The 17841-nt window shown below is 42.4% G+C and carries 24 protein-coding genes and 1 pseudogene; 18 read left to right on the top strand and 7 right to left on the bottom strand.

The features are described from left to right. Nucleotides 1-211 precede the first annotated feature (211 nt). The 3 genes from HGO97_RS22360 to HGO97_RS22350 are packed head-to-tail and all read right to left on the bottom strand — an operon-like array spanning nt 212 to nt 1111. Nucleotides 212-532, bottom strand: coding sequence for a transposon-transfer assisting family protein (locus tag HGO97_RS22360; protein ID WP_070470246.1), 321 nt, complete (start codon nt 530-532; stop codon nt 212-214). After that, nucleotides 529-828, bottom strand: a complete 300-nt coding sequence (locus HGO97_RS22355; RefSeq protein WP_070470249.1) for a DUF3847 domain-containing protein — start codon at nt 826-828, stop codon at nt 529-531. Before HGO97_RS22355 ends, HGO97_RS22360 begins: the two co-directional genes overlap by 4 nt. A 4-nt stretch (nt 829-832) precedes the next feature. Continuing rightward, nucleotides 833-1111, bottom strand: coding sequence for a DeoR family transcriptional regulator (locus HGO97_RS22350; protein ID WP_330654330.1), 279 nt, complete (start codon nt 1109-1111; stop codon nt 833-835). A 2-nt stretch (nt 1112-1113) separates the two neighbouring features. Between HGO97_RS22350 and HGO97_RS22345 the strand changes: the two are divergent. Continuing rightward, a pseudogene (locus HGO97_RS22345) lies at nt 1114-1239 on the top strand (helix-turn-helix domain-containing protein); the annotation flags it as partial. A gap of 80 nt (nt 1240-1319) precedes the next feature. Here HGO97_RS22345 and HGO97_RS22340 read toward each other — a convergent pair. Together HGO97_RS22340 and HGO97_RS22335 are read right to left on the bottom strand one after the other, a co-directional pair. Beyond that, complete coding sequence (locus HGO97_RS22340) at nt 1320-2540, bottom strand: MFS transporter (RefSeq protein ID WP_075680193.1); 1221 nt, start codon at nt 2538-2540, stop codon at nt 1320-1322. A 375-nt stretch (nt 2541-2915) separates the two neighbouring features. After that, nucleotides 2916-3152 (bottom strand): hypothetical protein, encoded by a 237-nt coding sequence (locus HGO97_RS22335; RefSeq protein ID WP_246597706.1) that lies wholly within the window; start codon nt 3150-3152, stop codon nt 2916-2918. A gap of 443 nt (nt 3153-3595) precedes the next feature. Here HGO97_RS22335 and HGO97_RS22330 point away from each other — a divergent pair, with 443 nt between their 5' ends. Further along, on the top strand, nt 3596-3934 hold the full coding sequence (locus tag HGO97_RS22330) for a hypothetical protein (RefSeq protein ID WP_216245374.1): 339 nt from the start codon (nt 3596-3598) through the stop codon (nt 3932-3934). A 45-nt stretch (nt 3935-3979) separates the two neighbouring features. Here HGO97_RS22330 and HGO97_RS22325 read toward each other — a convergent pair whose 3' ends face one another. Next, nucleotides 3980-4180, bottom strand: a complete 201-nt coding sequence (locus HGO97_RS22325; RefSeq protein WP_022171364.1) for a helix-turn-helix transcriptional regulator — start codon at nt 4178-4180, stop codon at nt 3980-3982. Nucleotides 4181-4265: 85 nt separating this feature from the next. Continuing rightward, nucleotides 4266-5000 (bottom strand): XRE family transcriptional regulator, encoded by a 735-nt coding sequence (locus tag HGO97_RS22320; RefSeq protein WP_117613581.1) that lies wholly within the window; start codon nt 4998-5000, stop codon nt 4266-4268. Nucleotides 5001-5236: 236 nt separating this feature from the next. On the opposite strand from HGO97_RS22320, the gene dinB reads away from it, so the two are divergent. From dinB to HGO97_RS22240, 16 genes are all read left to right on the top strand, one after another. Further along, the gene (gene dinB / locus HGO97_RS22315; RefSeq protein WP_118392701.1) at nt 5237-6487 is read left to right on the top strand and encodes a DNA polymerase IV; all 1251 of its coding nucleotides are present in this window, start codon (nt 5237-5239) and stop codon (nt 6485-6487) included. A 163-nt stretch (nt 6488-6650) separates the two neighbouring features. Further along, nucleotides 6651-6893: a LexA family protein gene (locus HGO97_RS22310; protein WP_117918753.1), complete on the top strand. Its 243-nt coding sequence runs from the start codon at nt 6651-6653 to the stop codon at nt 6891-6893. Nucleotides 6894-6907: 14 nt separating this feature from the next. Further along, on the top strand, nt 6908-7153 hold the full coding sequence (locus HGO97_RS22305; protein WP_154266625.1) for a hypothetical protein: 246 nt from the start codon (nt 6908-6910) through the stop codon (nt 7151-7153). A 550-nt stretch (nt 7154-7703) separates the two neighbouring features. Further along, on the top strand, nt 7704-8051 hold the full coding sequence (locus HGO97_RS22300) for a helix-turn-helix domain-containing protein (RefSeq protein WP_117918749.1): 348 nt from the start codon (nt 7704-7706) through the stop codon (nt 8049-8051). 154 nt (nt 8052-8205) lie between these two features. Beyond that, nucleotides 8206-8574: a recombinase family protein gene (locus HGO97_RS22295; protein WP_117918747.1), complete on the top strand. Its 369-nt coding sequence runs from the start codon at nt 8206-8208 to the stop codon at nt 8572-8574. Then, the gene (locus tag HGO97_RS22290; protein WP_182002590.1) at nt 8558-8728 is read left to right on the top strand and encodes a hypothetical protein; all 171 of its coding nucleotides are present in this window, start codon (nt 8558-8560) and stop codon (nt 8726-8728) included. The genes HGO97_RS22295 and HGO97_RS22290 overlap by 17 nt, the downstream gene beginning before the upstream one ends. Continuing rightward, a complete protein-coding gene (locus tag HGO97_RS22285; RefSeq protein WP_117918745.1) occupies nt 8718-9068 on the top strand; it encodes a helix-turn-helix transcriptional regulator in 351 nt (116 codons plus the stop codon). Before HGO97_RS22290 ends, HGO97_RS22285 begins: the two co-directional genes overlap by 11 nt. Nucleotide 9069: 1 nt before the next feature. Further along, nucleotides 9070-9489 carry a recombinase family protein gene (locus HGO97_RS22280; protein ID WP_117918743.1) on the top strand — a complete coding sequence of 140 codons (420 nt, stop codon included), beginning with the start codon at nt 9070-9072 and terminating at the stop codon, nt 9487-9489. Beyond that, a complete protein-coding gene (locus tag HGO97_RS22275; protein ID WP_117918740.1) occupies nt 9486-9851 on the top strand; it encodes a type II toxin-antitoxin system PemK/MazF family toxin in 366 nt (121 codons plus the stop codon). Before HGO97_RS22280 ends, HGO97_RS22275 begins: the two co-directional genes overlap by 4 nt. Continuing rightward, nucleotides 9841-10071, top strand: coding sequence for an excisionase (locus tag HGO97_RS22270; RefSeq protein WP_117918738.1), 231 nt, complete (start codon nt 9841-9843; stop codon nt 10069-10071). Before HGO97_RS22275 ends, HGO97_RS22270 begins: the two co-directional genes overlap by 11 nt. A gap of 81 nt (nt 10072-10152) precedes the next feature. Continuing rightward, entirely contained in the window at nt 10153-11352 is a 1200-nt protein-coding gene (locus tag HGO97_RS22265; protein ID WP_117918736.1) for a site-specific integrase, read from the top strand. A 232-nt stretch (nt 11353-11584) separates the two neighbouring features. Further along, complete coding sequence (locus tag HGO97_RS22260) at nt 11585-12055, top strand: low molecular weight protein-tyrosine-phosphatase (RefSeq protein WP_216245372.1); 471 nt, start codon at nt 11585-11587, stop codon at nt 12053-12055. A gap of 46 nt (nt 12056-12101) precedes the next feature. Then, nucleotides 12102-12773, top strand: coding sequence for a hypothetical protein (locus HGO97_RS22255; protein ID WP_216245371.1), 672 nt, complete (start codon nt 12102-12104; stop codon nt 12771-12773). Nucleotides 12774-12856: 83 nt separating this feature from the next. Further along, a complete protein-coding gene (locus tag HGO97_RS22250; protein WP_216245369.1) occupies nt 12857-16051 on the top strand; it encodes a UvrD-helicase domain-containing protein in 3195 nt (1064 codons plus the stop codon). Nucleotides 16052-16399: 348 nt separating this feature from the next. Then, on the top strand, nt 16400-17308 hold the full coding sequence (locus tag HGO97_RS22245) for an N-acetylmuramoyl-L-alanine amidase (protein ID WP_246597704.1): 909 nt from the start codon (nt 16400-16402) through the stop codon (nt 17306-17308). 196 nt (nt 17309-17504) lie between these two features. Continuing rightward, the gene (locus HGO97_RS22240) at nt 17505-17693 is read left to right on the top strand and encodes a hypothetical protein (protein WP_216245367.1); all 189 of its coding nucleotides are present in this window, start codon (nt 17505-17507) and stop codon (nt 17691-17693) included. The last annotated feature ends 148 nt before the right edge of the window (nt 17694-17841 follow it).

Below are 17841 nucleotides of genomic sequence, written 5' to 3'. Positions count from 1 at the left end.
GGGCGGCAAGTCCACAAAGGGGTAGCTGGCGTAAGCCAGCGCAGGGGAAGGGTAACTTCCCCTGTGATGATTGGAGCAGATTGAAAATCTACGGAAATCATCTGCTGTCCGCAGGACGCCTCCGGCAGGGCGCAATGCACCACTTCCCGAAGTGGTGTATAATTGCGCCCTCTTTCAGAGGGGGAAGCCACGCTTACCGCTCTGGAAGCTATTATGACCGTTCCCGGTCTGGCTCTTTTCTCTTGGAATGGGGCGTTTTCTCCCTCGTCTGCGCCTTTGCTTCCGCCAGCCTGCGCCGGATTGAATTGTCCCGCTTCTGGATAAACCGCTGTCTGGTGTCAGCGATAAAGCGGCGGCACTCCGGCTCCGGGATAGCGTCCAGCTTTCGGATTGTGCTTTCCACAATCTCCCTCGCCTGCCTGTCACGAATGACCGGCACGATTTCCCGAAGTCCGGCAAGAGTTTCCTGTTTCGTGGCGGCGGCGTACTGGTAAACCATAGCCAGCTCGTCCTTTGAAAATTTCACATTCATTCCGTGTCCTCCTTTTCTGTGCCGGTTCCGGCAAATATCTGTTCTATGAGCTGCCGGGTGCTGTCCCGATGAAAGAGCAGCTTCAAGAACAGTTTGACCTGTTCCTCCGGCAAAAGCTCCGGGTGGGGCAGGTATCTTTCCAACTCCGCCCCTCTGGTACAGAGCCGGTGCGTCCGCTCTTTTCGGGTCAGCGTCTTTATCTGGTGTTCCAGAATCTTTTCCTCATGCTGCGCCCTCCGCAACTTTGCTTCGGTTTTCTCTATTTCCTGATTGAGTTTTTCCAGCTTTTCACTCATAGCGTCAGCCCTCCGTTCTGGGAATGAGTACATATATCTTGTTCGGCTCCCCAAAGCCTTGACGCACCCGCACAATCAGTCCGGCAGCTTCCAGCTCGTTTAAGGAACGCTTCACGGTCATGGTGCTGCGGGAGAGCGCCGCCGACAATTCCACAATCGGGAAACAGATAAATAAAATCCCGTTCATGTCCTCTATGCCATTTGCCAGAACATCGTCCAGCATACGGGCGTACATGATTTTTGCGGTGCTGCTGATCGGGAGCCGCAGCATGGCTCTCGGCACAGTTTATCTGCAAACGGCTCAAGCTGAATTTTAGGAAGCTGTCAGTAGAAGAACGGAAGTGGCTGAAAAAGATTGCGGAAAAATCCGACTTGCTGAAGAATCCAAAACCGCAGAGAGGACGAAGATAAAAAATGCCTGAACGGCGGTTCTGGTTTTTCAGAACCACCATCCAGGCATTTTGTTTAGTAATAGAAAAAGGTGCAGTTGATTATTGCGTATTGTCAATCTCTCTCAAACCGGGTAGTAAAAATACGGCAAGCGCAACGATGATAATGCCAATTCCGCAAATGACAAACCATTTCTCAACTCCCAGCCGCTCCGCCAGAGGCCCGGAAATGACAAGGCCAAACGGCATGGCGAGGGAAGCGGCGCTTGTCAGTAGAGAAAAAACTCTCCCCAGATATTCTGGTTTGACCGTTTCTTGAAAAATCGCATTTTGCACACCGTAAAATGGAGCGGAAATTCCCATAACAGTACAGCACACAACAAAGACAAGAAATGCGTCTGGCGGCAAAAGCCCGGAGAGCATAATGCTAACGCCCATCAGGAGAACGGAAAGACCGATGGTGTACCGCCGTTTCTTAAAACCGCCCCAAATGCTCAGAATGACTCCGCCAAGCAGCATACCAACCGCAAAAGCAATTTCAGCGGCAGAGGCATGGGCCGGTGTTCCTTTGAAGTATGACATACAGATGAGAGGAAAAAGCGTACTGATTGGCATATAAAAGAACATATAAATTACACCAATCCAGAGCAGAGCAAAGAGGCCCCTGTTTTGCTTTAATACCACATACCCCTCTTTCATATCCTGTAAAAACTGTTGTCTTTTCGTTTCTGGACATAGTTCAGGCGTTGGTATGGACGAAATCGCAACAGTCACACAGGCAAGGATTGCACCCACAATATCTAACAATATAATTGCATTAAGAGGCCAAACAGCATATAAAAACGCTGCGGCAGCTGGACTGATAATCGCACTTACTGCTTGCATGGTCTGCGTGTAACCAGCGCATTTTGTAAGTTCCTCTTTTGGCACAATCATAGGTGTTGCTGCGCTGAATGCTGGAGAATGAAAAGCAGTTCCCGCACTTCGGATTAACAGGACAACCATAATAGACCATACGGGCAATTCCATGTAAAACGCCACCAGCGCCAGAATACCGCCAGCGGCGGCAATTATCAAATCCGCACCAATCATTACGCTTTTACGGCTGTGCCGGTCAACAAAAGCACCTGCAAACGGGCCTAAACAGGCTTGCGGCAAAAATCCAATCAGTGTTGCCGCCGTCAATATGATTGCAGAATTAGTTTTCGCAACCAAATAAAAGATAATGGCCATTTGCAAAATACCGCTGCTAATAAAGGATATTGCTTGTCCGGCAAGAAGTGTAAAATAAGTTTTTCTCCATGAATTGTTGTTTTGGGTCATAATGCGAACCTCCTTTTTTATTGCATTGTTCCTTTGTTTCTGCAATAAAAAGCAGGCGTTGTCCCACAGAGAGGGCAGACGCCTGCATAACAACAAAGCACGAAAAAACACCACGATACAGTTCAAAGACTGCTCGTGTCAAACCTACGTGTTCCTTTGCATACGCACGCAAAAAAAGCCCACCATCATGTGGAAAGGTACTTCTACTTTTTATTGCTTATTAGCGTACACAAATTAACACACGTAAGCCTCCTTCCAATCTCAAACTGTCGCACAGTATAACACACATCCGATAGACTTGTCAACCATTTTTAACCTTGTTTTCCATCTTGTTTTTCCATCTCTTACGGGCAGTAGCAAAGCCAGGCGAGCCAGTCAACGGTCAAGATGAACGGCGCTTTCAGCGCCGCCGTTGACAGTCTCGCCCGTCTTTGCTAATGGGTAATCAAGGCGGGAAAGCCATTTTAGGGCTTTCCCGCCCATTTCAATTTTGGGAGAAGAAAGGCCCCAAAATGAACGAGTGCGGCCAAACACTTTTAGGGATTGGTCACCTTGTCCACCCATCCAGCGGGGCGGCGGGGAACGGTCAAGGCCGGGCGTCAGCCCATTCATTTCAGCCTTGACGGTTTCCTGCCGTCCTGCTACTTTTCCCGGAGTGTGGCCACACATCTGGTCACGGTGTCCAGAGCTTTGGGACTTTTTGTCCCATAGGCCGGGGGCGGAGGACGAGGGACGGGGGCTTTCATAATACGCCCTGTCTGCTGCTGAAATCAGCCCTTTGTTTCCGGCTTACCAGCCCCAAACAAAGCCCTGCTTTCCTGCCGCGTCAAATGCCCTTGCCCTCCCCGGCGGCAACGGTATTTTCAGGGCAACGCCGACAGAGCGTATAACACACTACACTTTGCTCCGCAAAGTCGTGTGCCAAATGGGGCGCTGCCCCCTTTGGAAACCCCCGCAACAAACAGGTGCTATGCACCCAGCCGGGAGCATAGCGCCGTTTGTTGTCAGCAGCCCGTTTCACGGTCTGCGTGTAGTTCCTTGTAAACTGACCTAAAGTGTATGTAAAATATTATGAGAAGCAATTGGTTCAGCAAGTCCTTGAGAAAACACTTAAAAAGAACGATTCGATATTTAATACATACTGTGCTATAAAAGAATTAATAAAAGACGAACCAATAAGTGTAGATTATGTTCAATCTGAGGAGGATACATTATTAAAAAATCTTATGAGGAAAAATTTGAATAGTGATGAATATGTTGAATTTGAAAAGTTGCTTGATGAAGCTGGTATTAATGCATGGCGCGAACAAGTTGATTTTTTGGGACGAGGAGATGGTATGATAGAACATATTTGGTGTGAATATGGAATAGATAAAAGAAGATTTTCAGTTTAAGAAAGATAGCGGAGCGAGCTGAATATTGAGCTCACTCGCTCCACGTTATTCCTCTACATGAAATACATCTTCCACCAGCATATTAAAGTACTTAGATACTCGTAGCATAAATTCGGCAGATGGGGCGCCGTCCCCACGTTCTACCCTGCTGACAGTTTTGGTGCTGAATCCGATAGCAGCGGCAAGGTCATTCTGGTAAATGCCACGCTGTTCACGGATTTCTCTGATATTATTTGTGACCACCATAAAAAATCCCTTCTTTCAGTTCTATAGATATTTTCTTATTGTCAATTATGCAAAAAAATGTGTCCAATAAAAAGGACTTGCGTTTTTATCGGCAATGATCGGTAAGAGCAGAAGCATCAGATTTTCCAAGAACTTTTCCAAATATGTCTAAGCGGTCATTTTCTCCAACCTTGATAGGTGCATACTTTTCGTTGAGTGAGATAAGGAAAATTCCGTCTTTGTCGTCCTTTAACTTCTTGATATAGGCTTCTCCGTTCAGAGCGAAGATGCCGATTTCTCCATTAGCAACAGATTCCTGTTGCAATACCCATGCAATCTGACCATCGTGGAATTCAGGTTCCATACTGTCACCACTAATGCGTACACCGAAAGTTGTATCTTCCGGCAGAATAGATTCATCTATGCGTACAGTCTCTTTAGGTCCGTCTACGAGAAAGTTACCGGTTCCGGCTGATACTGCATTTTCAAAAATATCAATGCTTCTGAATGGAATTATCTTAGCAGTTTGCTTTTCATACATTCCGGATGCGTGGAGCAGATTGATATAATCCATAGCCTTTTCCCTGCCTTCATCAGTAAGTGATGAAAAAGGATCAGCAGGATTTACTCCAAAATATGCTTCATACATATTAGTGATACCAAGGATTCTACACACTTTGTAAAATATGGTAACGCTTGGTTCAGCAAGATTTCTCTCCCAGTTGGATATGGCTTTATAGGAAATCTTGATGCCTTCTTTTGCCAGTTCATCAGCGAGATCCTGCTGGAGCAAGCCTTTCTTTTTTCTATATGTTGAAATGATTTCTCCGATTGAGTACATACATACGCCTCTTTTCTTTCCAATTAGTTGATTTCTAATGTCTCTTTTCACTCCATAGTATATAGCAATAGTACCAATTATTCAAGTTAAAAATCCAATATAATGAGAAAACAGACACATGTGTCCGTTGACAGTCGATTATTCTTGGGGTTATACTATGCCCTGTAAGGAACATTACTCATATACTTGGACTAAAGGTTATGGTAGTGATAGATTAAATGCAGGAGGTTATGCAGATGGGAGACAGGGTAATACTTCATTCAGATATCAACTGTTGTTATGCTTCGATTGAGCATCTGCATCATCCGGAGCTTGCAGGAAAGCCACTGGCAGTAGGCGGTGACCCGGAGGCAAGACATGGGATTGTCTTAACTGCTGACTATATTGCCAAGAAGTACGGTGTGAAAACAGGAATGGCGCTCTGGCAGGCAAAGCAGGTCTGTCCGGACATAACATTTGTTTCACCAAGAATGGACTTATATCTTCGGTTCTCAAGGATGGCGCATGAGATATATGCAGAATATACGGACAAGCAGGAGCCATATGGAATTGATGAGTGCTGGCTTGATGTGACAGGGAGCAGCTCCCTTAAAGGGGATGGATTGCTCATTGCACAGGAAATCAGCAAGAGAATGAAGTCAGAGCTTGGCATCACAGTGAGTGTTGGTGTTTCTTTCAATAAGATATTTGCAAAGCTTGGTTCAGATTATAAGAAGCCGGATGCAATCACAACTATGTATAAGAGTGAGTTTAAGCAGAAGGCATGGGCACTTCCGGTAAGTGATCTGCTATATGTCGGAAGGAGCACGAATCAGAAGCTTGCAAAATTCGGTATCAGAACCATAGGTGATCTTGCAAGGGCAGATGAAGGGATGCTTAACAGCCACCTTGGAAAGATGGGCAGCATCTTATGGTCATTTGCTAATGGCTATGATGAATCACCTGTCAAACTGGAGAATACCCACGCTCCAATCAAATCGGTGGGAAACAGCACAACGACACCAAAGGATTTAGTATGCGATGAGGATGTAAAGATTGTTCTTTATATTCTGGCTGAGAGTGTTGCAGCAAGACTTCGTGAGAATGGATTCCGGTGCAGAGTGGTTGAGATAAGTGTCAGGGATAATGAGCTATTCTCTTTTACCCGTCAGAAAAAGATTGACCACGCAACGAATATCACCGGAGAGATAGTTGCATACGCTTATCAGATATTTAAGGAAAACTATAACTGGAGCAAACCAATACGCAGTATTGGTGTCCGAGGTGCAGACTTAGTAACAGATAATTATTGGGAACAGATTGATTTGTTCTCAAGTGTGGAGAAGCGTGAAAAGCAGATGAAGATGGATTCAGCGGTTGATGAGATACGCAGAAGATTTGGATTTTACAGTATCCAGAGGGGACTCATGTACCGGGACAGGATTCTGTCGGCAGTCAATGCAAAAGAAGAACACACAGTACATCCACATGGGTACTTCTCAGGTTAGCAACGAGAAGTGCCAGATAATCAAGGCGCAGATGTGTTGTGCTTGTACATAAACATATGGGACTTGGTTATCTGATACGGCGACTGCCGTGAGCGAAATGAAGCGAAGCGGAATTGAGCTGCACTACGAGTAGCGATAGAGTTAAAGAAGAGGGAGGCGGAACATGAGCGAAGCAGAAAGAATTGATCTGGTAGACAGAGCACCATTGACGGAGAAGCAGCAGAATGTGTATGAAAGCATTATGCAATATCAGAGAGTTAATGGTTATGCTCCTACTATCAGGGAGATATGCAAGATGGTAGGGGTGGCATCGACTTCAAGTGTTTATGCACATCTGAAAATATTAGAAGAAAAAGGCTATATAGCAAGGAAGATGGATGCTTCCAGAGCAATAGCAATCTTGTAAGGAAGGTGATTACATTGAGCAATAAGGTATATGTTGATGTACTTGCAGAATTTTCAAAGGACGGACTGCTCATTCCCAAAGAGATAACGTGGGAAGATGGCAGAAAGTATGAGATTACACGAGTAAAAGACAAGCGCAGAGCAGCCAGTACAAGGGCTGGCGGCGTTGGAGAGCGTTATACCTGTGTGGTAGATGGAAAGGAAATATTCCTTTTCTATGAAGATAACAATATGTGGTTTATGGAAAGAGCCGGAGCCTGATGTGATTGTGTGCTGACAGCACAATTCATATCAGTTGGCTTTAGATCAGCAAAGCCGGGGAATGTGCAGACATTCATCGGAACTCCCGGCAAAAGGCTTGCAAAGGTGATTTCCCTTTCCTTTACGAGTACAGAATTGTAGATTGATGATTTTGTATGAATAAGGAGCGAACTGAATTGAACAAAGGAAATGTTATAGAAATTAGATGTAAAAAATGCAACAAGTTAATGATGGAATACTTTGTATGCGGTGATGATTTCGCTGTGGCACTTCAGAATATTGGAATTAAGTGTGACAGATGCAAGCGAGTGATGATACTTAAGAAGTATTCCGAGGGAATGATGAAGGAACATTCTGAGAATGGGACTTTCAGAATATAATGATTGAAAATTAAATTACAGCCCACCTGATAAGGGCACATCGAAAGATGGAAGCACCAGAGACGCAGGGGAAACGAACAGTATTTATGATACTGGTTTCCTCGTGCGTCTTTTTTGTGATGTAAAGGGTAATCCGACTTGTTCGTTTCCAAGGGCGGCAAGGAGGATTTATGAGCAGTAAAGCACAGACAAGAGAAAAGGATTATGAGAGAGGAATACGAATTGCTGACAGGAGAAAGGCGATAGGATTATCACAGGATGAGTTAGCTCATAGAGTAGGTATAGGCAGACAAGCATTATCTGCGATTGAAAATGGTGGAGATTTTAAGACACAGACATTAGATAATCTGGCAATCGTACTTGGTGTATCTGTTGATTTCATAATGTATGGAAAGAATGAAGAAAATTCAGAACTATTATCTGAGGCAATGGATGTTCTTTCAGATATGGATGAATTGCAGATAAGACAGTGTCTTGCAATGATGAAAGCAATGAAAAGCGTGTCAGTTGAAAAGTGATTGTCGTGTTTACACGACATAATTGTCGCCTGTACACGGTCGGCAATTAAGGTGTGGCAGATTACAATATACTTGTGCTTGAGATACAGCACAGAGTTTGAAAGCGGCGTGCACAATGCTTTCTTTAATATTTCAATTAAGGAAGGTAATAGCCATGAAAAAGTATAACGGAAAAGAACTTTACAAAGGACTTTTGTTTATAAAGTCAATGATGAGTATGAATAATGTGAACCGACAGAAAGAACTTGATCAGACATATGCTTTAAGTGTGGGAATTGAGTGTGATCAGACTGTTGTAGATGATGGAGCATCTACATCGGTTGACAGACCTCAGATGCGTCAGCTGATGGAAATTCTTGAGATTTCAGATTACAAGGTACTTGTCGTAGAAGATATTTATGAGATTACAAGAAATCCGGAAGATTTAAAGTCAATGATGGATCGCATAAATGATTTGGGTGTGACAATATTTGACCTTGGTACTATGAGTGCGAGGTACAACAATTATGCGATTGAGTGTTAGGAATTCAGGCAGGTATTCCTACATTGTATTTGCTTCTGAAACAGTGGTATTTGATGACTATGGGAAGCCAGTCATCAAATGCCCAACAGAGGCTGAGGCAGTGGAATACATCATGAATCGGTTAGAGAGTGAGGTTATTCAGGATGATATATGATATTTATGCAGTTGGTAATACTTTGAGAAGTATTAGAAATAAATATGGATATACACAGAATGATATGGCGGAGAGCCTTGATGTAAGTTATATTCATTATTCGCAAATTGAGCAGGGAAGACATCGGATGAGTCTGGAACTTATGCTGAAGATTGTAACAAAGTATGGAGTAGATCCTAATACATTGTTTGGAATTGAAAGCAGGGAAAAACATGAGAATAAAGATTTGTCTGTATTGGAAGATAAATTGCAGATGCTTAAACCAAATGATAGAGAATATGCAATGTCTACATGTTTGATTTTTATTGAAGGCTTAGAGGCAAGAAAGGAAGTGGTTTGAAATGAGAAGAGCAGGAAGAAAGAAAAAGCCACTGACCATACAGCCGATAAAGTGTGTTGTGATGTTGTCTTCTGATGAGGAGAATGACTGTATTGCAGCAGAGAAAAAGGAAAATAAGCAGTTGAAACGAATCATGGAATTTGCTGACAATAACAATCTTATTCCTATGAAAGTATTCCGAAGAGGAATTTTTGGACGACGATTAAGGGATGAAGTGTTTTATAAGGCAATAAGATATATGAGAGCAGGAAAGGCAGATGCGCTTATCGTAACAAATCTCGATGCTATTTCAGACGGAATAGCAGATTCTTATTTAAAAATAGGAGCAGTAAGGGAAGCTGGGTATAGATTATTCAGTGTAGATGAGAAGGAACCCAAGGTTGACTTGTATATTCCACCAAAGAGAGGTGATCTGCAGTGAAGATAAAGAGAAATATGATTGTGTGGGCTGAATTAAAAAGTGGACTCAGGCATATACAAGCTGGAAGGAGACCATGTATTGTAATAAGCTGCGACAAAGCAAACGGAAAATCACCTGTATACACAGTTGTTCCGGGGACAACTAAGTTGAAAAAGGATTATATTCCAGTACATTTCAATATTGAGCCTTCAGAAATTAGAGGATTTTTAAGACATACAACAATGTTTTTACCGGAGCAGCTTGTCACAATAAATGAGGAACAGATAATACAGACTGCCGGGATGATTGTCAGCACAGATGCAATAAAAAAGGTTGATGCGATGTTAGTCAGACAGCTGCAGATTGGAGAATATGATGGATGATGAAAATGAATTAGAGAATCAGAGTATAGATATTCCTATATGGAAGCGATATTTGCTTTCTGTAACTGAAGCGGCACAGTTTTATCACATTGGTGAAAAGAGACTTAGACAAATTGTAGATATCCATCCAAATGGGGAGTTTTATCTGTTAGTAGGAAACAAAGTTTTGTTTAAGAAAGAGAAATTTGAGCAATTTCTGGCAGAGTCAACTGCAATTTAATATGTAAAGTAGTAGAAAAGGGGGCACAAATGTGGTACAATAACCATGCTAGGGCTCTCTTTTTTGAAAGGAGACAAAGCTATGAGTGAGAAAAGACGAGATAATCGCAATAGAATTCTTCACGAAGGAGAGTACCAGAGAGCAGATGGACGTTATCGTTTTAGATATGTAGATATTCATGGAAATGAAGGGAATTTATATAGTTGGCGTTTGGACCATAATGATCCTATACCTAAAGGAAAGAAAATGGAGCTTTCTTTAAGAGAAAAGGAAAAACAGCTGGAACAGGATATGTTTAACGGACTTGTTCCAGGAGGTGGAGGACTTACAGTTCTTGAATTAGTGGAGAAATATGTAAGTCTTAAAATAGGGGTCAGACAGAGTACTTATGCTGGTTATAAGACGGTAATTAATCTGCTGAAAAAAGATGATTTTGGCAAAAAAAGAATCGACAAAGTGAAATTATCGGATGCGAAAGCCTGGTTGATCAAGCTTCAGAGGGTAGATGGAAAAGGTTATAGTTCAATTCATACTATCCGGGGAGTATTAAGACCGGCATTTCAGATGGCGGAAGAAGATGACTTGATTCGCAAAAATCCATTTGGCTTTGAACTGGTCAATGTTATTGTGAATGATAGTGTGAGAAGAGAAGCTGTCACAAGAAAGCAGGAGCGGGAATTTCTAAGATTCATAAAAGAAGATGCGCATTTTTGCAAGTACTATGATGCAATATTTATTCTCTTTAACACAGGACTTCGTATATCAGAGTTCTGTGGGCTTACAAAATCAGATTTGGATTTTAAAAACAAAAGAATACGGGTAAATCATCAATTACAGAGAACAAGTCAGATGCAGTATATCATTGAAAAGCCTAAGACAGAAAGTGGCGAGAGATATGTTCCAATGTCTGATGAGGTGGTGGCTTGTTTCAAGAGAATACTTAAGGACAGGGTCAATCCCAAAGTTGAACCGATGGTTGATGGAATGACAGGATTTTTATTCCTTGATAAGAATGATATGCCTATGGTGGCATTACATTGGGAAAAGTATTTCCAACATATTCGGGAAAAGTACAATAGCATATATAAGGTTCAGATGCCGCCGATTACACCACATGTGTGTCGCCATACATTTTGTTCTAATATGGCTAAGTCGGGAATGAATCCGAAGATGCTTCAGTATATTATGGGACACTCGGATATCAGTGTTACGATGAATACCTATACTCATGTTAAATTTCAGGATGCACAGGAAGATTTTCAAAAAGCAATTAATTCATAATGACCTGATGAAAATGAGAGAAAAATGGCTGAATGCCAGTATTTATCTTAATCCCCAATTTCTTACCTGTCGATTCCCAATGGCAGATTTGCCTTTGGTACAGACTTGAAATTTACCAAAGTTTTTACCAAAATTGATGACAAAAATATGCAAAGATATGCCAAAATATGCCAGAATAAGTGAAAAATGAAGAAAGGTAAAAAGGCTTGAAAAGCCCGAAAATACTGGAAATATGAGAAAAATCAAGATTTTATTTGTTTGCCACGGCAATATCTGCCGTTCTCCCATGGCAGAGTTTGTGTTCCGCGATATGGTTCAGAAGCGTGGCATGGAGGACCTCTTCTTGGCTGCTTCCGCTGCGACCAGTTGTGAGGAGTTAGGTAATCCGGTCCATCACGGAACGGTCCAGAAATTAAAGGAAGTCGGCATCAGCACAAAAGGGAAATATGCCGTGCAGTTAAAGAAGTCGGATTACCAGATATACGATTATATAATCGGTATGGAATACCGAAATATCCGCAATATTGAGCGGATTTTAGGTTCAGATTCTGATCACAAGGTACACAAGCTTTTGGATTTTAGCAGTCATCCAAGGGATATTGCGGATCCGTGGTACACGGGGGATTTTGATAAGACGTATCAGGACATCGTGGAAGGCTGTGAGGGACTGCTTCAGTATATTTTAGAACATGACAGGTTGTAAAACTATCTGAAATGGGTATACTGAACTTAATACAGGGGAAATAAAAATGAAGCTTCAGGAATATAATCCAATTTTATATTTAGAAGAATATGAAAAAATTCCAGATGAAATATACCGATGGAAAGAAGATGAGGAGCTGCGGCCCGCGCCGGGCTGGGGAGGAAGTGCTGCGACTTTAGAGGGTCTGAATCAGACCTCTGTTCCAGAGAGACTTTGCGTCGGAATTGGTCAATATCACACAGAACAGGATAGAGAAATCTATTTATGTGTCCTTCTTAATCGGGATACGAGGAGCGTCGAGTCCTGTTCGTTCGGTGTGTACCGGTCCCCGGAATTGGTTGCAAAAGCGTTGGATATCTTTTTTCGGATATATCCCATTGCTGCGCAAGGTTCGAATGATAACACAAGGAATACACCATTTTCTGCGGACTTCCAGAAGGGGACAATGCCCCAAATCTCTAAGAAAATTTCTCTTCTCAGCAGCCGCAACGCAATTTATCAGAAGAAGAACTACTTAGAAATGATTTCCATATATCATGTGCAGCCCGAAATGACTGTGAAAGGGACACGAGGCGGTGCCTCTGTAGTCAGCACATATTTTTCTCAACTTATGAGAAGAAAGGGAAGTGCGATATTTTATACATGGCAGGACGCAATTGATTGGTTATCAGCAGATATTGTAAAATATAATCAGAAAATCAGAGGAGTCTACATTTAGGGAAAATATTGTTGTACGATAGAAATATGGTTATGAAATCAAGATAAATTTTAAAAGAATCATTTGGAGAAGAAGGTGTTAACATGTACATTGCAGATTTACACATCCATTCCCATTATTCCCGCGCGACAAGCAGGGATTGTAATCTGGAGAATCTGGATTTATGGGCAAGACGTAAGGGAATTCAAATGATCGGCAGCGGGGATTTTACACATCCTGCATGGCGGGAAGAGATGAAGGAAAAGCTGCAGCCCGCAGAGGAAGGGCTTTACGTTCTAAAAGAGGAATATAGGATACACGATGATTCCGTGGCAGATGTTATGCTGCCGCGTTTTATAATTACAGGAGAAATTAGTTCTATTTATAAAAAATATGACCGGGTGCGCAAAGTCCACAGCCTGCTGCTTCTGCCCAGTCTGGAGGATGCTGAGTTATTGGCAAAAAAACTGGAGGCAATCGGCAACATTCATTCTGATGGACGCCCAATACTGGGAATAGATTGTCATGATTTATTAGAGATTATGTTGGAAATATGCCCGGGTGCGATTTATGTTCCGGCCCATATATGGACACCTCATTTTTCTTTATTTGGGGCGTTTTCGGGATTTGACAGTGTTGAGGAATGCTTTGGTGATCTCTCGGGCTATATTCATGCGATGGAGACGGGATTGTCTTCTGATCCGCCAATGATCTGGAGGGTATCTGCATTAGACAAATACAATTTAATCTCGAACTCAGATGCGCATTCTCCTGCTAAATTAGGGCGGGAGGCAAATCTTTTGGATATAGATTTATCGTTTGAGGGATTGCGTGGAGCGATTCAAGATGGACGAGGACTGTATGGGACGATAGAATTTTTTCCGGAAGAAGGAAAATATCATTTTGATGGGCATAGGAAATGTGGAATCTGTCTAAACCCTGTGGAAACGAAAAAGTATGGCGGAATCTGTCCTGTCTGTGGCAGAAAGCTGACGATAGGAGTGTCGCACAGAATTGAACAACTGGCTGACAGAGAGGAAGGCTTTGTCCTGAATCAGGGGAAAACTTTTGAGAGCCTGGTACCTCTGCCAGAAGTAATTGGTGCATCGGTCGGGGCGACCTCTGCAAGTGCAAAGGTTCAGAAGGAATATCAGAAGATGCTGCAAAAGCTTGGGCCAGAGTTTGAAATCTTGAGGACGATTCCACCGGAAGAGATACAAAAGGTCTCCGGGCATCTTGTTGCAGAGGGAATCCGCAGGCTGCGAAAGGGAGAGGTGGAAAGACTTCCCGGATTCGATGGGGAATATGGTACTATCAAGTTTTTTACACAGGAAGATCTGGACAGCCTGGATGGGCAGATGAATTTTTTTGGTGCATTGCATATTGAGAATGAGAAGGCTTCAACACATAGCAGTCAAAAAAAATCAAGGCCCGCTCATATAGGTGTCAAGAACTTTGAAATACCGAGACCGGCAGAAGATTCAGGTATAAAGCCTGCCGAAAATTTGAATGAGAGGCAGGAGCAGGCAGTGCGGTCTGTTGAAAGGACCATTGCTGTGATAGCAGGTCACGGAACTGGAAAAACGAAAACACTGATTTCCCATCTCCTGTATTTATTGGAGGTCCGAAAAGTAAAACCATCGGAAATTACAGCGGTTACATTCACGAATCAGGCGGCAGGAGAGATGCGTGAAAGAGTGAAGAAGCAGTTGGGGCGTGCAAGGAATGTGAGCCAATTGCAGATAGGGACATTTCATTCGGTTTGCCTGAACTTTTTAAAAGCGCAGGGCGTTGAATTTTCACTGGCTGATGATATGAGTACCTTAGAGGCGGCCGGGATTGTGTTGGAGCAGATGGATCTGCGAATGACCCCAAAACAGTTTTTAAGATTGGTCTCACTGGAGAAGTCCGGGATAGATGTAAATCGCGAGGAATTTGATTTACAGGTGGGAGAGGAAAAGGATTGGAAAGCCGCGGTTCAATTTTACCAGAATATTTTGCAAGAACAGGATATGATGGATTTTGATGATCTGCTTCTTGAAACACTGCGTATTATTGAACAGAAGAAGGCAGCTCTTGGATGGGAGAAAAGTTTTTCCTATCTTCTTGTAGATGAATTCCAAGATATCAGCCCAGTTCAATATCGGCTGATTCGGGTGTGGAATCAGAACGGAAGAGAACTTTTTGTGATTGGTGATCCAGACCAGTCCATCTATGGTTTTCGTGGATCGGATGCTGCATGCTTTGCGAGACTTGCTGAGGATGACCCAGAGCTGAATGAAATTCGTCTGGTCGAGAATTACCGCAGTACTCCTTCTATTATAGATGCCGCTACGGCTGTTATTTCACACAATCCAGGAGGTCTAAGACTGCTGACTGCACAGAAGGACGAGGGAGCTCCAGTACGTCTGGCGAGTGCGGGAACGGAGATGGGAGAAGCGATTTTTATTGCAAAAGAAATCAATAGATTGACAGGCGGAATTGGAATGTTGGATGCGCAGGAGCTCGGTGTTGAAAGGAGTCAAAATCGTGGATTTTCAGATATCGCGATTCTGTACCGTACTCATAGGCAGGCAGAGCTTCTGGAGAAATGCCTGCGGACAGAAGGGATTCCTTATGTCATTGCAGGACGTGAAGATTTTTTAATGGAAGACGAAGTGCGGGGAAGTATTGCATTTTTCAAGTGTCTAGCCAATCCCAAAGATGAATTTTCAAAGAAAGTAAGTTTAAAGCTTCTTTGGAAATTGGACAAAAACGTGGTAGCTGAAAGTGTGTTTGATACTATGTACCAGAAATTCAGTCCTTTGTATAGAAAAAACAGACCACAGAAATTTATAGACACATGGATGAAAGAAATGGAATTCGAAGAGAATACTTCTATGAAAAGACTTGCCGGCATGACGGTATTCTATAAGACCATGAGTGAATTTGCAGAGGCATTGAGCCTGGGAGTAGAGAGCGATTTAAAACGCTGTGGCTCCAAGAAATATACAGGTGAGGCGGTAACATTGATGACTCTCCACGGTGCAAAAGGACTTGAGTTTCCAGTAGCTTTTATTTACGGGCTTAGAAAAGGAATGCTTCCTTTTGAAAAAGACGGGAAAGCCGATTTAGAAGAGGAGAGACGTCTGTTCTATGTAGGAATGACACGTGCTCAGGAAGAATTGATACTGACAACGTCCGGGGAAGAATCTGAATTTTTAAAGGAGCTGCCTATGGATGTAGTAATCAGGGAGAAAGCAGATAAAAGAAAAAATACAGAAAGCGGTAAACAGATGAATTTGTTTGATTTTATGTAGGGAGATTTGCAAAGGGGGCAGCCTCTTTTGCTCACCATACTCTGTTTATATTGAAAAAAAGCATTCATATCACTGGGAAGAGACCTGGTGTATGGATGCTTTTTTTCATGAAAAAGGTTATTCGAGCCGGCTCCACAACTTCCTTGATAGGATTGAATTGTTTGATAATAATCTATATTTTTGATGTTATCAAATGATTCATATTCTATACGACTCCTGGCATATACTAAAAGTAACGCCACAAAATGGCGGATACCCTTATGAATTAAAAGACGTGGAATTTCTGAAAACGCATGGTTTTGTGAGAGATGAAGGGGCAGGACAAGCATTCGAGAAAGGTGAACGAGTATGAAAAAGAAAAAATGGCTGGTCATATTGGGGGCGGCAGCTTTTTTACTAACATCATTGGCTGGAGTGAGTTTTTATGGAAAAAAACAGTTGATGCGGGAACTAAAAGCAGTAGAGTCAAGCAGTGAGCTGATGGAATCAAAGACGCAAGTAGTTCATCAGGAAAAGCTGGCAGATCAGGATACTTCAAAGACGCAACTGGACAATTCTAAAAAGTCGAACAATATAGAACAACGAGGAAAACAAAAGAAGCAGAAAGTTTTGGGTACGCAAAAAACGATCATAGCGTTGGACCCAGGACATCAGGGACCAGGAATCGATATGAGCGGCATGGAGGAAAATGCTCCGGGTTCTGGAATTATGAAGCAGAGAAATAATTCTGGTACAACAGGACGATATAGCGGGATTCCAGAATATCAATTGAATCTTGATATCGCTCTGCAAGTAAAAGCGCAATTGGTTCAGCGTGGATATGAGGTAGTGATGAGTCGAGAAAACAATGATACCGCAGTCAGTAATCGGGAGAGAGCAATTCAGGCTAACGAGTCGGGAGCTTTGTTCTGTGTTAGAATCCACGCTAATGGCAGCGAGGATCCCGAAAGTTATGGAGCATTATGTTTAATCCCTTCGCAGGAAAATCCAACAGCCGGGAACTTATATGATAAAAGTTTTAAATTAGCATCTGATATTTTAGAATGCTATTGTGAGGAAACAGGTTTTGAAAACAGGGGAGTCCAGGTAAATGATACTATGACGGGAATCAATTGGAGTCAGATTCCGGTAGTGATTTTAGAGATGGGATTTATGACAAATGAAAGAGAAGATACGCTGATGGCAGAAGATACATTTCAAAAAACAATGGCGGATGGAATTGTACAAGGGATAGAGAAATATTGTACAGAAAAGTAAAAATAGGTAATATGATTGTGACTTAATCACGGAACAACCAAGGGGAATTGTTTATGATAATACCAGATAAAGATAAAGGAGGATATCAGATATGAAGATTATTTTAGATGATAAACTGAAAGAATACATGGATGAAAAGGAGCAGAAGGATATCGTATTGTATGCGGAGATGTGCAACACATGAGGCGGCTCCTTTATGGAGATATTGGCAAGGTTTGCTGATAAGGGAGAAAAATTGGAAGGGAAGGGTTATAAACGAGTTTCAAGCGAGAAGGGAGATGTGTATCTGCCTGTAAGAGGTTTGAATTATAAGGATACCATTACTTTGGGATTGGCTAAATTTTTATGGATGCCAAGAATCACAGTAGATGGGGTAAGCGCATAATGTAATTTTAGCATTAAAACGGTAGGGGCTGCTGGGGGAGAGTCTGTGAAAGTTTTTCTGTAATTAAAGATTTATAAGGTCTTCTATGATAAAATAAAAATCATAGGAGGCCTTTTATTATGGCAAGAGAAAAGAAACCTGTACACAA

This window comes from Faecalicatena faecalis (assembly GCF_012524165.2).
Lineage (GTDB): Bacteria > Bacillota > Clostridia > Lachnospirales > Lachnospiraceae > Faecalicatena_A > Faecalicatena_A faecalis.
Note: the sequence above shows the minus strand (reverse complement) of the source record. Positions and strands in the feature narration are given on the sequence as shown.

What these genes read in the sequence shown, in the direction of transcription:
- HGO97_RS22295 (WP_117918747.1), top strand. Translation starts at nt 8,206, where the DNA reads ATGAAAAAGTATAACGGAAAAGAACTTTACAAAGGACTTTTGTTTATA.
- HGO97_RS22320 (WP_117613581.1), bottom strand. Translation starts at nt 5,000, where the DNA reads ATGTACTCAATCGGAGAAATCATTTCAACATATAGAAAAAAGAAAGGC.
- HGO97_RS22355 (WP_070470249.1), bottom strand. Translation starts at nt 828, where the DNA reads ATGAGTGAAAAGCTGGAAAAACTCAATCAGGAAATAGAGAAAACCGAA.
- HGO97_RS22240 (WP_216245367.1), top strand. Translation starts at nt 17,505, where the DNA reads ATGGAGATATTGGCAAGGTTTGCTGATAAGGGAGAAAAATTGGAAGGG.
- HGO97_RS22325 (WP_022171364.1), bottom strand. Translation starts at nt 4,180, where the DNA reads ATGGTGGTCACAAATAATATCAGAGAAATCCGTGAACAGCGTGGCATT.
- HGO97_RS22265 (WP_117918736.1), top strand. Translation starts at nt 10,153, where the DNA reads ATGAGTGAGAAAAGACGAGATAATCGCAATAGAATTCTTCACGAAGGA.
- HGO97_RS22360 (WP_070470246.1), bottom strand. Translation starts at nt 532, where the DNA reads ATGAATGTGAAATTTTCAAAGGACGAGCTGGCTATGGTTTACCAGTAC.
- HGO97_RS22285 (WP_117918745.1), top strand. Translation starts at nt 8,718, where the DNA reads ATGATATATGATATTTATGCAGTTGGTAATACTTTGAGAAGTATTAGA.
- HGO97_RS22250 (WP_216245369.1), top strand. Translation starts at nt 12,857, where the DNA reads ATGTACATTGCAGATTTACACATCCATTCCCATTATTCCCGCGCGACA.
- HGO97_RS22260 (WP_216245372.1), top strand. Translation starts at nt 11,585, where the DNA reads ATGAGAAAAATCAAGATTTTATTTGTTTGCCACGGCAATATCTGCCGT.
- HGO97_RS22290 (WP_182002590.1), top strand. Translation starts at nt 8,558, where the DNA reads ATGCGATTGAGTGTTAGGAATTCAGGCAGGTATTCCTACATTGTATTT.
- HGO97_RS22335 (WP_246597706.1), bottom strand. Translation starts at nt 3,152, where the DNA reads ATGAATGGGCTGACGCCCGGCCTTGACCGTTCCCCGCCGCCCCGCTGG.
- HGO97_RS22340 (WP_075680193.1), bottom strand. Translation starts at nt 2,540, where the DNA reads ATGACCCAAAACAACAATTCATGGAGAAAAACTTATTTTACACTTCTT.
- dinB (WP_118392701.1), top strand. Translation starts at nt 5,237, where the DNA reads ATGGGAGACAGGGTAATACTTCATTCAGATATCAACTGTTGTTATGCT.
- HGO97_RS22310 (WP_117918753.1), top strand. Translation starts at nt 6,651, where the DNA reads ATGAGCGAAGCAGAAAGAATTGATCTGGTAGACAGAGCACCATTGACG.
- HGO97_RS22270 (WP_117918738.1), top strand. Translation starts at nt 9,841, where the DNA reads ATGATGGATGATGAAAATGAATTAGAGAATCAGAGTATAGATATTCCT.
- HGO97_RS22300 (WP_117918749.1), top strand. Translation starts at nt 7,704, where the DNA reads ATGAGCAGTAAAGCACAGACAAGAGAAAAGGATTATGAGAGAGGAATA.
- HGO97_RS22245 (WP_246597704.1), top strand. Translation starts at nt 16,400, where the DNA reads ATGAAAAAGAAAAAATGGCTGGTCATATTGGGGGCGGCAGCTTTTTTA.
- HGO97_RS22280 (WP_117918743.1), top strand. Translation starts at nt 9,070, where the DNA reads ATGAGAAGAGCAGGAAGAAAGAAAAAGCCACTGACCATACAGCCGATA.
- HGO97_RS22255 (WP_216245371.1), top strand. Translation starts at nt 12,102, where the DNA reads ATGAAGCTTCAGGAATATAATCCAATTTTATATTTAGAAGAATATGAA.